Source organism: Cognataquiflexum rubidum, from assembly GCF_022538115.1.
Classification (GTDB): Bacteria; Bacteroidota; Bacteroidia; order Cytophagales; family Cyclobacteriaceae; genus Cognataquiflexum; species Cognataquiflexum rubidum.
The window spans coordinates 98,735-114,107 of the sequence record NZ_JAKZAL010000018.1; the positions used below are offsets into that span (position 1 = coordinate 98,735).

The window sequence follows — 15,373 nt, forward strand, 5'->3', positions numbered from 1 at the left end:
ATGAAATCATTCATAAAAATATCGTTTTTGCTTTTGCTCCCTTTTTTTGCGGAAGCTCAAGAACAAACCTCTCAACAACAAAAAGATAGCTTGCGGCATGCTTTACGCATCGCATCCACTGACGCTTCACGCTTTAAGATTGCCAGGAGTATTGCATTTGCTTATCTTGAGAACAACAGGGACTCTGCACTTCATTATTTCGAAATGGCCATGCCCTTTGCTGAAAAAAATAATAAGACACTGAATGTTGCAAGTGCATTATCTGGGAAGGGTTATCAATTATTCCACATCGGCCGATATGGAGAGGCGCTTCAATGCTTATTGCGTGGTGTAAAGATTGCAGAAAACCCTGCCAACGAAAATAAAATTTTTGAACTGCCTGAAGATGTTGACTTCAAGGAAAACAGGTTAAATATCTTGGCACAATTACATTTGAATTTGGCTTTTCTTATGAATGCCATGCAAGATACCGCTCAAACCATGTTTCACTATAAGGAATCGAAGAGAATTGCTGAAGAAGCTGGCAATGATGAATTGTTGGCAAATGTAAATGTGAACCTTGGAGGATTATATATTGGGTTAGGCAAACTGGATTCTGCTCTTCTTTTCGAGCAAGCTGCATTGGCACTATTTCAAAAGAATGGGATGAAGGGCAATGCGGGCTCAGCATATAGAAGGATTGGCCAGATTTACCAGAAGAAAGGAGACACAAAAAAGGCTGTGGAGAACTGGCATCTTGCCAGTTACTGGTACCTAAAACGTAACAATCAAACCAATCTGGCCGTTACTTATGGATTTTTGTCTTCTTTATACCAGGACGAAAGAAGTAAAGATTCAAGTTTATACTATGCCAGAAAGCAGTTGTCAGTTAAAAAATTGGCAGGGTGGAATGACATGGGCCCAGCTTATTCTAATTTGTATAAAAGTTTTGAACTCAACGGCAATATTGACAGTGCATACATCTACAAGGGTCTTGCTTTACAGGCAACAGAAAAGTCACTTGAAGATAAGGTAACAAATCTCGTAGCTTTTCAAAATGAAGCTTTTAAAGAACAAGAACGGTTGCAGCAACTGGAACAGGAAAAGATTGAAGCCAAAAACAAACTAAGGAACTATAGCTTATTAGTTGTACTGGGTGTATTTCTTATCATTGGGTTATTGCTTTACCGAAATAATCGGCAAAAGAGAAAGGCAAATGCGCTGCTCCAACGACAAAAAGACGAAATCAACGACCAACGGCAACAGTTGCAAGTTTCCCTCGAAAACCTCAAATCAACCCAGGCCCAACTTATCCAGTCGGAAAAAATGGCTTCGCTAGGTGAACTCACCGCCGGCATCGCCCATGAGATCCAGAATCCACTGAATTTTGTGAATAATTTTTCAGAAGTCAGCAGCGAACTTTTAGACGAAATGAATGAAGAGCTTGAAAAAGGAGACATTTATGAGGCTAAATTCATCGCAAACGATATCAAGCAAAATCTCGATAAAATCAACCACCATGGAAAGCGGGCAGATGCAATTGTGAAGGGAATGCTCGAGCATAGCAGAACGAGTTCAGGAGATAAAGTGCCCACTGACATCAATGCTTTGGCTGAAGAATATTTGAGACTGTCCTACCATGGCATGAGGGCGAAGGACAAGTCCTTCAATGCGGACTTTGTAACTGACTTCGATCCAACTCTTCCCAATATCAACTTGGTCCCACAAGAAATCGGAAGGGTGCTGTTGAATATCATCAACAATGCTTTTCAGGCTTGCATCGGGAAAGACCTTCCAGGTTTTGTAGGCGACGACAAAAGAAACCTGGAAGGTCTTAGCCCCCTAGTGAAAGTCACCACCAAAAACCTTGGAGATAAAATCGAAATAACAATAAGCGACAACGGCCCCGGCATCCCCGACGCCATCAAAGACAAAATCTTCCAGCCCTTCTTCACCACCAAACCTACAGGGCAGGGGACGGGACTTGGACTCTCTTTGAGTTATGATATTGTCAAAGCGCATGGTGGGGAATTGAAGGTGGAGACGAAAGAGGGAGAGGGAAGTGAGTTTATTTTAAAACTACCGATTTCATAAATTCCATTTTTGCAGTAATTTGTAAAAATGGAATTCAATTCCATAAATTACTTATATTTGTAAAAATGGAATTGATATGATAAACAGACAAATACTGCCAGAAGCACATCAAGCCCTCACTCAATTTAGGGCTTTGTGCCTTACTGGGCCCCGACAAAGTGGCAAAACGACTTTGAGCAAAGCCTTGTTTAAAGATAAGCCTTATGTGAATTTTGAAAATCCTACCGTGCAGTTTGAGGCAGAACAAAGCCCCGAGGCATTTTTAAAACAGTATCGGAACGGTGCCGTTTTTGATGAAGTGCAGCGAGTACCGCACATTTTTAGGTATTTACAAGAAATTTTAGACAACAACCCCAAGCGTGGACAGTTCATTCTGACTGGCTCAAATAATTTTTTATTACAAGAGCAAGTTTCGCAGTCACTCGCTGGAAGGGCTGGATATTTATCGCTTTTGCCGCTAAGTTATGCCGAGTTGATTGAGGCAAAATTGACCGATAACAACATAGACAAACTCATACTCACAGGCGGTTATCCCGAAATTTGGAACGAAAAACTCATGCCAAACACCTGGATGAATAGCTATATACAAACCTACGTGCAGCGTGATGTACGGCTATTACGCAACATCACCAACTTGGCGGCTTTCACCCGCTTTATTTATTTATGTGCCAATTATGCCGGGCAAATACTCAACCGAGACGATTTGGCAAAGAAAACGGGTGTAGATACCAAGACGATTTTGGCCTGGTTGGGCTTGTTAGAAAACTCCTACATCCTATTTCTGTTGCAGCCTTGGTATAACAATTTGAATAAAAGGATTGTGAAAAGCCCTAAACTGTATTTTTATGATACAGGTTTGTTGTGCTTTTTGTTGGGTATCAAAACCGAAGCAAGTTTACAAAAAAACACTACCTACGGAGCCATTTTTGAAAATTGGGCGATTTCGGAAATACGAAAAAATAACTTTAACCAGGCCCAAAACGAAGGGATGTACTATTTTAGAGATAGTGCTGGCAATGAAATAGACTTGATTTTGGAAAGAGAGGGCGAACCCATTGCCATTGAAATAAAATCAAGTAAAAAAGTGGAAGATAGTATGTTGCGCAGCTTGAAATATTGGCAAAAGCTTCAACCAAACAGTCAAACGATATTGCTACACGGAGGAGATAGAAACGAGCTGTTGAATGAAAAAATGAGTATTTTACCTTATAATGAGGTCATTAATCTTTAAAACCCATGAAAAAACTAACACTTACTCTCTTTCTTGCACTTATTGGTAGTGTTGGTTTTGCCCAAGAAACAAAAATTGACAGCCTAAGGAATGCACTCCATACTGCTGCCCACGACTCCATCAGGTTAAGCTCAATTGCTGGGATTGCAAGTTACTATCAGGCATCAAATTATGACTCTGTGCTAACTTATGCGTCGAAGGGTTTGTCTATTGCCCGAAAAAATAAGCAGTCGTTGCACGAAGGAAATTTTTTGACTAATCAGGCATACGCATTAACGCAAAAAGGAGAATATGCAGCAGTACTGAAAAGTTTATTACAAGCATTAGAAATTTTACAAAACCCCGCTTCCGAAAAAGATGCGTATGCTTTGGGCATTAGTACGCCTGCTGAATTTAGAATGACAAGTTTGGATAGGTCCCATCAGTTATATGGGGGTTTAATGGATGAAACAGGCAATACAGAACAGGCAATTTTTCATTATAGAGAAGCTGCAAGGATAGGGTCATTAACCAAAAATTATTTTAGAATAGCCCTTGCTTCGGCTGCAATTGCAAGACAGTTCTATGATATAGACCAGCTTGACTCTGTGGAAGTATATGCACAGAAGTCCGTGAAGTTTTTAGGCCAGATTAATAGTGAATGGAAGAGCATGCCTATCTTGACTCTGGCACGTAAGAACTTTAAGGCGAAAAATGACGAATTGGGGAGAGAATACCTCTATAAAGCACTGCAAGTTGCTACCGAATATAAGGCAACTAACAGGCAAATGTTGTTACTGGTATATAGCTACCTGTCCTCGATGCATCAGAATAGTGGGGGTAAAGATTCTTCCCTTTACTATGCCAAAAAAGCATACGAAGTAGGTGCTGAGCCAGGATTGATAAATACGAAATGGTTTAGAGACGGAAGAGTTTACGAGGACTTATACAAAGCGTATTTGCTCAACAATCAACCAGATAGTGCTTTTAAATACCAAGGGCTTACCCTCACTACAAGAGATGCGTGGAATAAAGAAAAATACAAGAACCTGGCCAATTTTCAGAGTTTGTTACTAAGCGAAGCCACTCGTTTGCGGGAATTGGAAAAGCAGCAAATAGAAACACAATCAAAAATCAGGACCTATAGTTTTCTTGCAGTACTTGCTGTTCTATTAATCATCGGTTTTATTCTTTACCGCAACAACCGACAAAAGCTAAAGGCAAATGCGCTGCTCCAAAGTCAAAAAGACGAAATCAACGACCAACGGCAGCATTTGCAAGTTTCACTCGAAAACCTCAAATCCACCCAGGCCCAACTCATCCAATCAGAAAAAATGGCCAGCCTAGGCGAACTCACCGCCGGCATCGCCCATGAGATACAAAACCCGTTAAACTTCGTCAATAATTTTTCGGAAGTGAGTACGGAACTGTTGGAAGAATTAAAGAGTGAGAGGTTAAAGGTAAAAAGTGAGAGGAACGAATCCGTGGAAGATGAAATAATCGGTGATGTAATCCAAAACCTGGAAAAGATCAACCACCACGGCAAGCGGGCTGATGCCATCGTGAAAGGCATGCTCGAGCATAGTAGGGCAGGCAAAGGAGAAAAAGCGCCAACGGATCTCAATGCCTTAGCCGATGAATACCTGCGTCTCTCATATCATGGATTGAGGGCGAAGGACAAAAGCTTCACAGCTGACTTTGCCACAGACTTTGATCCCAACCTGCCAAAGGTTAACATAGTGGCATCTGACATTGGGCGGGTTTTATTGAACCTGATCAACAATGCTTTTTACGCTTGTGGTAATTCAGAATTCAGTCCCGATAGCTATCGGGATAATAATTCTGAATTAAAGCCCCAAGTAAAAGTCTCTACAAAGAACATCGGCAACAAAATAGAAATAAAAGTTTCGGATAACGGCCCCGGCATTCCCTACGCTATCAAAGACAAAATCTTCCAACCCTTCTTTACCACCAAACCTACAGGGCAGGGGACGGGTCTTGGACTCTCTTTGAGTTATGATATTGTCAAAGCGCATGGTGGGGAATTGAAGGTGGAGACGAAGGAGGGTGAAGGTTCAACATTTAGTATTTTCTTATCAATAGCTAATTCATAAAATACCTTTTATGGAAGAAGTAATTTCTAAAAATGGACCACTACCGGAGTATCAGAATTTGTTGGTAAAGATTTCTGACACCTACAAATATGGTCAGGTAAGGGCAACGCAAGCTGTAAACATTCAATTGCTCGAAACCTATTGGCAAATCGGGCAGCACATTGTTGAGTTTGAGCAAGGTGGAAATGTGCGAGCCGAGTACGGAAAGGCACTTATCAGCAATTTGGCAAAAGACCTTTCGTTGTTACACGGAAAGGGTTTTAGCAGAAGTAATATTGTGTATATGAGGCTTTTATACCTTCGTTACCCAATAAGTCAGAAGCCTTCTCACCAATTGAGCTGGTCGCACTTTGTGGAGTTGTTAAAGATCAATGATGATTTGGAGAGGAAATTCTATGAAAACCAAAGCATCGTAGAAAAATGGTCGGTGCCACAATTAAAAAGACAAAAAGATACCGCACTTTTCCAAAGACTGGCACTAAGCAAAAACAAAACAGAAATTTTGAACCTTTCGGCCGGGGGTCAGCAAATCAATAGGCCTAGTGATTATTTAAGAGACCCTTATGTATTTGAGTTTCTCAAAATTCCTGAAGAACAACTCCCATCTGAGCAAGAACTGGAAAATCTATTGTATAACAACCTTCAACAGTTTTTATTGGAACTTGGCAAAGGTTTTACATATGTAGGCAGGCAGTACCGGATGACCATCAACAACAAACACTACCGGGTTGACCTGGTGTTTTACCACCGTATTCTCCGCTGTTTTGTATTATTTGATCTTAAAATAAATGAAGTGCAACATGGTGATATCGGCCAAATGAATCTTTATTTGGGCTATTTTTCCAATGAAGAAAATACCGAAGGCGACAACCCACCAATAGGCATCATCCTCACCAAACACAAAGATGAACTATTAATCGAATATGCCACTTACGGCATGAGCAGCCAATTGTTTGTGAGCAAATATCAATTGTATTTGCCGGATAAGGCTGATTTGATTGCACTTGTAAATAACACACTTCGAAGTGAGGAAGGCGATATTGAAATACCAGATTAAAATACACTTATGAAACTTGGCAGAAAAATCTTTAAACCCTTCTACACCACCATCCCAAGCTATCGGGACAACCGGGCAGGGGACGGGACTTGGACTCTCTTTGAGTTATGATATTGTAAAGGCGCATGGTGGGGAATTGAAGGTGGAGACTAATTCTGGAGAAGGTCTACCTGCAGGAAAAACATTTACAGAATTCACCATCATTTTGCCTTTGTAATGGAGTTTGGGATTAATTAAATCAGGATGAAAAAAACAAGAAAGAGATATTGCAGCCATGAAAAGAAAAACCCTGAGCTTGGTATGCAGAACATACCAAGCTCAGGGTCTGGGAAATTTCTTGAAGAAAGAAATTACAGGATTACCTTCTTGTTCGCGCAGGATCCACTCTTGTTCTGGCAGGATCTACCGCTTGGGTTCTTGCAGGGTCTACGATCCGCTGGATCAAATCATCATTTGTTTGGTCAAGATTATCTGAAGAGTTTTGTCCGTCGTCGTCGCCTGAGGGCACTAAATTATCCTCGTCGTCAGGTGAGGAGGCATCCATTTTCACAATTGAATCCAATTCAATGCTGAAAAATAATAAAAAGGTATTTCCGGTCGCAAAAGAGTTTCTTTTCATGATTTTGAGATTAAAGTGCAAATTATATGTATTAAAGGTAGTTTTTAAAGTTAAAATTCCAAATTTTATTACATTGAAATCAAATTCGCCCCTTATACAATTGTCAATCAAAAACTATAATCTATTCATGAAAGCCTTGTATAGACCACATGGAAGTATACTTTGTCGGTTGGCACTTTTTATGGTGTGCTTTTTTTTCTTGCCTGTATCTCTTGTTCAGGCTCAGACCATCGAAAACCTGAAAGCTGAGCTTGAGAAACTTTCCCAAAAACATGGATATGCCAATGATACACTTTACCTCAACAAAGCCAATGACCTTGGTTTTATGCTTGCTGAAAGTAATCCCGACAGTGCTTTTGTCTTCCTTGACAAACAGATTGAGATGTGTCAAAAAGCCGATTACAAAAAGGGCGAATCGGATGCCCTGAAAATATACGGAAATGCACTACAGAATAAAGGGGAATTTGCTGCTTCCATTGATTATTACAAAAGATCCCTCGCCATTGCCCAAGACATGCCTGATGACAGGTTGATTCCGGGGATATTGAATAATATCGGATTGGTCTATTTTAATCTTGGCAATTATGCAGAGGCTTTGGGTAATTTTTTTGAAGCGATCAAAGGTGCTGAGCAAACTGGAAATTTAAATGTAGAGGCTGCGGCATTGAACAACATTGCCATGATCTATTTTGAGCAGGGCAAGTTAGAGGAAGCCAAAACCAAATATCAGGAGATGCTGGTTATTTACCAGAAAATGGGAAATCAGGGGAGAATGATTCTCGCTTATAACAATCTCGGCGATGTAGAACTCAAGCAAAACAAACCCTTGGAAGCCCTTGATCATCTCAAAGTAGGCCATGCTTCGGCATTGGCTTTGCAAAGTCCTGAATTTATAGAGATGACCGCACGGACCTTGGCGGATATATATGTGGCCTTGGACAGTACCGATAAAGCAGAAAATCTATATCGTCAATCCATTGCCATCGCAAAGGAAAAAGGCTATGGCGTTCCTTATTCACACTCCTTGGTGGGATTGGCGGAATTGTATTATGGCAAAGGAAACTACCAGGAAGCGCGCCTCTATGCCAATGAAGGATTGGAGCAGGCCAATAAAATGAAGCAGGCCATGCAACAGCGAAATGCTCATGAACTGTTGGCCAAAATCAATGAAAGGCAAGGTGATTTTGAGGAGGCTTTGGCTAATTATAAACTATTCAAACAGTATAATGACAGCATCAATAATGCCCGCGGTCAACGCTTAGCCGCCACTTTAGAAGCAGAATATGAATTTTCGAAAAAGACTCTGGAATTTGAAAAAGCAAGCCTTCGTCAGTGGTGGCTGGTTTTTTCAGCATTTATTGGCTTGTTTACTTTCTTGATCATTCTTTTTATTGTCTACAGAAATAGAAATAAACTGAACAAAGCATTCTTGGTCCTGAAGGAAAAAAACGTTGAAATTGAAAGTAAAAACGAAAAACTTGAAAACGCACTTGACCAACTGAGGTCAACCCAATTGCAGCTTATACAATCCGAAAAAATGGCCAGCCTTGGAGAACTCACCGCAGGCATAGCCCATGAGATTCAGAATCCGCTCAATTTTGTGAATAATTTCAGCGAAGTGAGCAAGGATATGATTGCTGAGATCGAAGAGGAACGGGCCAAGAGCGACGAGGTGAGAGATGAATCATTGGTGAGTGAAATACTTGGAGACGTCCTTCAGAATCTGGAGCGGATCCACCAGCATGGCAAGCGGGCAGACGCAATTGTCAAAGGTATGCTGGAACACAGCAGGACAGGAAAAGGAGAGAAAATTTTGACAGACATCAATGCCCTGACAAGTGAATGTCTGCGTCTATCATACCACGGATTTTTGGCAAAAGATAAAAATTTTAAGGTTGACTTTCGAACAGAGCTTGATCCCGGTTTACCGAAAGCCAATGTCGTTCCCCAAGACTTGTCCAGGGTTTTCATCAATATCATCAACAATGCTTTTCAGGCGTTTAGCAATTCAGAATTCATTCCCGATAGGGATCGGGATCATAATTCAGAATTAAAGCCTCTAGTGAAGGTCTCAACGATGAAGAATGGAGACAATCTAGAAATAAGAGTTTCTGACAATGGCCCCGGCATCCCTGACGCCATCAAAGACAAAATCTTCCAACCTTTCTTCACCACCAAGCCGACCGGACAGGGAACGGGATTGGGCTTGAGTTTGAGCTATGATATTGTAAAGGCGCATGGAGGGGAGTTGAAAGTCAATTCTATTTTTGGTGAAGGGACTGAATTTTTAATCAATCTTCCATATCTTTAAATGAGTCAACAGTTTAATTCGTGAGAATGAGGAAAGCCATACTTTTTTTGATGACAATTTTTTTGATCCCACTGATCTGTAATGCGCAGCGTTATTCTGACCAAGTCGTTGAAATTAAAGGAATACCTGAGTTTGGAATTCTCTTGGATCAGGGTTGGAAATTCAAAGCAGGAGACAACCCTGATTGGGCCTTACCTGATTTTCCTGATGACACATGGGAGATGCTCGATCCTACTCCTGATGTTAGGGATGTCTCACCGCTATGGGATGCAGGGAGGGGATGGTTACGGATCAAGCTCAAATTGGACAGCGCATTGGCCCTTCAGTCTATCGTCATGCAGGTACAGCAGTCTACCGCCACGGAATTCTATCTGGACGGGCAACTTATACATCGGGCGGGACACATTGGCGAAGATCCAGCAGACGTGAAGGCAAGGCGAATCTTTGCTGATGAGCTTCTGAATTTGCCATTAAGGCCCGGTCAAGTCCATACCTTGGCGGTAAGGATTGGGGTTCAAAAAAACATGCCGTATGCCACTTGGGCTGCGGATTTTACCACAGCCCTGACAGTTCGGGTTTTTGATGCCTATCAGGGGTCATTATTTGTCAAGAACAGCGATAACTCCAAGTTGGAGATGTTTAATAATGGACTTTTCTTCATTCTATTCTTATTGCACTTTGCCCTGTTTTTGAGCAATCGGAGCAAAAAAGCAAATCTGTATTTTTCAATTTTCCTTTTTCTATATTTCTTTTCCGGAGCTATCAATTCAAACTGGACCGATTCAGTTGAGGTCCAGTACATAAGGTTTTACTTTATTTTACTCTTTTTTTATAGCGGTTATGTTTTTTACTACCTCGCGATTCAAAAGATTTTGGAAATTAAAAGGACCAAGTACGTATTCATTTTCTTTGGAGCTATTGGCCTAATAGTTATTGGTAGCCAATATTTTTATCAGTATGGTTCCCTCTTGGTTTCGATACCCTTCTTGCTTTTAACTTTAGAATTTTTAAGAATTTGCCTAATTGGTGTAAAGAACAGAAAACGGGGGGCAGCATTGATTTTAGGAGGGTCAACAGCTTCCTTTGTGTTTTATTTATTATTCATTTTGGCTGCAGCCCGAATTATTCCTCAGGGAGACTATTTCTTTTGGGGCCATATTTACTATTTCCTAGCTTTTGTAGTTTTACCCGTCACCATTTCCATTTATCTTGCTCTGGAATATTCGTTTTTGAGTAAGGCCTTATCCAGAAAACTTCGAGAGGTAAAGTTCCTTTCAGAAAAGAACCAAAGACAGGCGGAAGAAAAAAGGAAGTTGCTCGAGTCCCAAAATGAAACCTTGGAGCAAAAGGTCGCCGAGAGGACGGCAGCATTGAATCAATCTCTCGAAGACCTCAAATCCACCCAGGCACAACTAATCCAGTCCGAAAAAATGGCTTCTTTGGGTGAACTTACAGCCGGCATCGCGCATGAAATTCAGAATCCGTTGAATTTTGTCAATAATTTTTCGGAAGTCAGTAGCGAACTTTTAGACGAAATGAATCAAGAGCTGGATAAAGGAGATATTGATGAGGCTAAATTCATCGCAAATGATATCAAGCAAAATCTCGAAAAAATCAACCACCACGGGAAAAGGGCGGATGCGATAGTGAAGGGGATGCTCGAGCACAGCAGAACAAGTTCGGGAGAGAAAGTGCCCACTGATATCAATGCCTTGGCGGACGAATATTTGAGACTGTCCTACCATGGCATGCGTGCAAAGGATAAGTCATTCAACGCTGACTTTGTAACCGACTTCGATCCAAATCTTCCCAAAATCAATGTGGTCCCACAGGAAATCGGAAGGGTGCTGTTGAATATCATCAACAATGCTTTTCAAGCGTTTACCAATTCAGAATTCTTTCCCGATAGCTATCGGGATCATAATTCAGAATTAAAGCCTCTAGTGAAGGTCTCAACGATGAAGAATGGAGACAATCTAGAAATAAGAGTTTCTGACAACGGCCCCGGCATCCCTGACGCCATCAAAGACAAAATCTTCCAGCCTTTCTTCACCACCAAGCCAACCGGGCAGGGGACAGGATTGGGCTTGTCATTGAGCTATGATATTGTAAAGGCACATGGGGGAGAGATTAAGGTGGAATCGGAAGAAGGGAAGGGAACAAGCTTTATCATTCTCCTTCCAACTCAATCATAAAAGAAATATGTCTTTGGATTAATAATAGGCATGGAGCAAATAAAAAAATGAGGCTACTTCCAACCTCGGCCTATCAAATCTTTTATCAGGTAAGTTAATAAAAGGAGAAAGTCCCCCAAGAACTTTCTCCTTTGTATTTTATTTATAGCATGCGCGTTTTCATTTCGGACAGCAGCATATCATTGCTTTCCATTCTTGAAACTTTTGTCCGGATAAGCCGGTGGGGCCGGTACAGGTCTTGGATCGGATTTGATCAGTGCTTTTAGATGCTCAATCGCTGCATCCAATTGAGCATCTCCGCCATCAAAGGTAGCTTTTGGCAGGTTGATGACTTCTATATCAGGAATGAACCCAATTCCCTCTATCAGCCATTCTACGCCTTGGTCGGTTTCTCCACCGACTAATTTTTCCCCATAGACGCCATTCATCGGGGCACGCGCTACCCCGTTGTCCGTCAAGGTATTGACTCCGGAAAGCCACACTTCCCCGCCCCAAGTTCGGGCGCCTATGGATTTACCCAAATCCAATCTTCGGAATCCTTCGGCAAAAGCCTCGCCATCTGAAGCCGTAAACTCATCCACCAATAATACCAAATGGCCTCTGAAGGCGTAGGGCATGTTGTAATACGGTTCACCGGTCCGGCTTTTCCAATAAAAAAACACTTCCCTCATTAATTTCTCCAGGATGAAAGAATCAATATTTCCCCCACGGTTTTGTCTCACATCGATTACCAAGCCTGACTTTTTGAACTGAGGATAAAAATCCCTGTACCATTGGCTGATATCGCCGGCTGTCATCGCACGAAGGTGAACATAGCCTATGTCTCCATCAGATTTTTCTTCTGCCATCAACCTGCGGCTGTATTCCCATTCATTGTAGCGGAGATTAGATTCGGCTGAAGCTGTCATTGGCATTATTATCCTGTCGCCTTTGTCTGCACCTGCACTGCTGAGGATCTTGATACGTACTTGTTTATTTGCCTTATCTCTCAATAAATACATCAGATCTGGTGAATCTATTACCGCAACTCCATCAATATGAGTGATGACATCGCCTTTTGTGATATTCAGATCAGGATGGGAAAGCGGCGACATCTCGTTTGGATAGTCGGGATCACTTAGGAAAATGTGGTCTATACTATAGCCTTTCAGCTTTTCATTTTTCGAAAACCTGCCACCCAACATTCCAAATTGGATCTGATCGTCTCCGCTTCTCAGGTCACCTCCGCCTACTGATGTATGGAGTACACTCAGTTCCCCAATAAGCTCACCCATGACATCGGAAAGCTCCCGTCGGGTTGTGACACGGTCCACAAGTGGAAGGTATTTTTGATACATCGCATCCCAATCTACCCCATGCATATTTTTGTCATAAAAATAATCCCGCTCCATCCTCCAGGCATCGGTATAGATCTGCTTCCAATCCTCTCTCGGATCTACAGAAAACTTCCATCCGCTAAGATTCAGCTGGCTCTTGGAAAGATCAGAAATAGGAGATGTTCCCAGTTCTACCACATAGTGATTGGAACCAATCCTCAAGACAGCGTATTTGTTGTTCGAAGAAGTGACAAAGCTGTTGACTTTGTCGGCAAAAACTTTTTGTTCTGTTTTTTCATCTATGGGTGTCATCATCAAAGCCGGATTGTCTTCATTGGACGCTCCGCCTCCGTAGTAAACACCCATTCCGGAACCTACCCGGTGATAGTATAGCGCTTTGTCAGTCACGACCAGGTTTTTATAATTTCCCGCAGGAACGGGCACTTCTCTCACCCTTTCCATCAACCCCTCTTCATCAATGGTAACAGTTACAAGGCCATTGCCTTTTTTCTCCTCTACAGCTTTCAGTTCATTTTTGGGTTGGAAAGGGGAAACCAATCCCTTTTTCAGACCTACCTGATAAATCTTAATCTGCTTTTCCCAAAACGGCTCAGGTTGTCTGGTACCCCATGGTGAACCGATCCTTGATTCAAAATTCCTGTCAGAGAGGAAATAGATCCAATTGCCATCAGCACTCCATTGTGGATTCATGCTATTGGTACGGTCAGAGGTCAGCGGAATCCGCTTTCCGGTTTCCGAATTGAAAATAAAAAGCTGCATGAAAGTATTGGAAGCTGCCTGCCCAAAAGCTAGCCATTTGCTGTCCGGTGACCATACCTTCGCTCCTTGAATACTTTCATCGCTGGCAGTAACTTTCGTCTTTTTGCCAGATGTCAAGTCATGGATCCATAGGTCATTGTTGAGGTCATGGTAAGCTAGTTTTTTTCCGTCAGGAGAGGGCATAAGGCCAAATCTCAGCGTATTGCCGTCTTTTGTCAGCTGTTTACCCTGATCCAATCCCAAACCGGAATATTGGTGGATTTCAAATTCTCCACTTTCATCCGAAAATGCAAAAATATCTTTGCCATCACTTGAAAAAACCGCATCCCTGTACCGCACGCCATCTTTTTGACTGAGTCGGAGCGACCTTCCTTGTTTTGAGGGAAATACAAAAACCCTTCCTCGGGCTGTCAAAGCTACTTTTTCACCATCATTGCTTAGGGAAATATGCGTCACATAACTTGCCGGATTATCGATCCAATATTCCCGCAACTGATCAAAATCTGAGGTGAGGCTGATTGGGAGCTTTTTTTCCTGCCCGCTCGCAAGATCGTGGTGGTAGAGATCAGCGCCTGATCGGTACACCAAGTTGTTGGAATGAAGGGAAGCTTCCCTGACATCGTAGCTTGACTGCTTGCTGTGCTGCCTTAGATCTGATGCATTTTCGTCCATGGACCAGACATTTTGGATTCCATCCCGGGATGAAATAAAGTAAACCCTGCCGCCATGATGGATAGGGTGGTGGTCTTCACCCTTGTAATCTTTGGTAAGTTTTACCGCTTCCGCTTGCCCGGTAGTGTATTTCCAAACTTGTCTGGCAGTTCCCCCTTCGTAGCGTTTGGTGACATTGTTGTGAAAAGTAGGCCTGACAAAATAGTAAGTGTCACCAGATTCGTTAAAGCTCCCCTCGGCAGCCATATCAAGCGGCAAAATTTCTTTGGTTCCGGTTTCAATATTCAACAAAACAGTATTGAGTCTTGGCAAAGTGGAATATTGGTTGGTCAAATAAGCCAATTCGGTTGGAGACTTCCAATCTGTAGGGATTGAAGCTGCAGGTTCATAGGTCAATCTTTTTGGCAAACCTCCCGAAATAGGAATCAGGTAAACTTCAGTAGGTCCTTCATAGGTCGCGGCATAAGCTACCCATTTCCCATCTGGGGAAATTTTGGGGAAGCTCTCATCACCTGGATGTGTGGTCAACCTGACAGCTTCACCGCCGGAAAGTGTGGTTTTCCAAATGTCACCTTCGGCTACAAAAACCAATTGGTTGCCGTTGATGTCCGGATGCATCAGATAAGCCCTTGCTTGTTGTGCAAAAGAATTATGGACGATAATCAGAAAGAATAGGAAGTAGAGGGCGTATTTTTTAGTCATAAATCAAGAGTTTAGTGAACCAATACGCATAAACTTTCAACGATATTATATCTAAAATTTATAGTATTGATCGAAGCAAATTAATCAAAAAGACCAAAAAATAGGTATAAAGCTTTAGCAATTGTTTTATCACATCATGCGGATTCATCAAAGACTTTGCGATGGATTAAAACCGGCTGGTACAGGAGTGAAGTCTCATGGAAGAGTGGGTCAATTCTAAATTTTGTAAAGGGAATGAATTTTTAATCAATCTTCCTTATATTTAAGATAATCAACACTTTAGGTGGGGATTGATTTCATATTTTTTACCAATTTAAAGTAGGC

At 41.8% G+C, this 15,373-nt stretch carries 9 protein-coding genes; 7 read left to right on the plus strand and 2 right to left on the minus strand.

Annotated features, from left to right (window positions below; all coding sequences use genetic code 11):
* From MMU05_RS17580 to MMU05_RS17600, 5 genes are all read left to right on the plus strand, one after another.
* A complete protein-coding gene (locus MMU05_RS17580) occupies positions 1-2,073 on the plus strand; it encodes an ATP-binding protein (RefSeq protein ID WP_241142984.1) in 2,073 nt (690 codons plus the stop codon).
* A 76-nt stretch (positions 2,074-2,149) separates the two neighbouring features.
* A complete protein-coding gene (locus tag MMU05_RS17585) occupies positions 2,150-3,304 on the plus strand; it encodes an ATP-binding protein (protein ID WP_241142985.1) in 1,155 nt (384 codons plus the stop codon).
* Between the two features lie 5 nt (positions 3,305-3,309).
* Complete coding sequence (locus MMU05_RS17590) at positions 3,310-5,397, plus strand: ATP-binding protein (RefSeq protein WP_241142986.1); 2,088 nt, start codon at positions 3,310-3,312, stop codon at positions 5,395-5,397.
* A gap of 10 nt (positions 5,398-5,407) precedes the next feature.
* On the plus strand, positions 5,408-6,454 hold the full coding sequence (locus MMU05_RS17595; RefSeq protein WP_241142987.1) for a PDDEXK nuclease domain-containing protein: 1,047 nt from the start codon (positions 5,408-5,410) through the stop codon (positions 6,452-6,454).
* 16 nt (positions 6,455-6,470) lie between these two features.
* Positions 6,471-6,671 carry an ATP-binding protein gene (locus MMU05_RS17600; protein ID WP_241142988.1) on the plus strand — a complete coding sequence of 67 codons (201 nt, stop codon included), beginning with the start codon at positions 6,471-6,473 and terminating at the stop codon, positions 6,669-6,671.
* A gap of 141 nt (positions 6,672-6,812) precedes the next feature.
* Here the strand turns inward: MMU05_RS17600 and MMU05_RS17605 are convergent, their stop codons facing one another.
* Positions 6,813-7,073: a hypothetical protein gene (locus tag MMU05_RS17605; protein WP_241142989.1), complete on the minus strand. Its 261-nt coding sequence runs from the start codon at positions 7,071-7,073 to the stop codon at positions 6,813-6,815.
* Between the two features lie 127 nt (positions 7,074-7,200).
* Here MMU05_RS17605 and MMU05_RS17610 point away from each other — a divergent pair, with 127 nt between their 5' ends.
* Both MMU05_RS17610 and MMU05_RS17615 read left to right on the plus strand, forming a co-directional pair.
* Positions 7,201-9,384, plus strand: coding sequence for a tetratricopeptide repeat-containing sensor histidine kinase (locus MMU05_RS17610; RefSeq protein WP_241142990.1), 2,184 nt, complete (start codon positions 7,201-7,203; stop codon positions 9,382-9,384).
* Positions 9,385-9,434: 50 nt separating this feature from the next.
* Complete coding sequence (locus MMU05_RS17615; protein ID WP_241142993.1) at positions 9,435-11,579, plus strand: ATP-binding protein; 2,145 nt, start codon at positions 9,435-9,437, stop codon at positions 11,577-11,579.
* A gap of 179 nt (positions 11,580-11,758) precedes the next feature.
* Here MMU05_RS17615 and MMU05_RS17620 read toward each other — a convergent pair whose 3' ends face one another.
* Positions 11,759-15,049, minus strand: coding sequence for a S41 family peptidase (locus MMU05_RS17620; protein WP_241142991.1), 3,291 nt, complete (start codon positions 15,047-15,049; stop codon positions 11,759-11,761).
* Positions 15,050-15,373 lie beyond the last annotated feature (324 nt).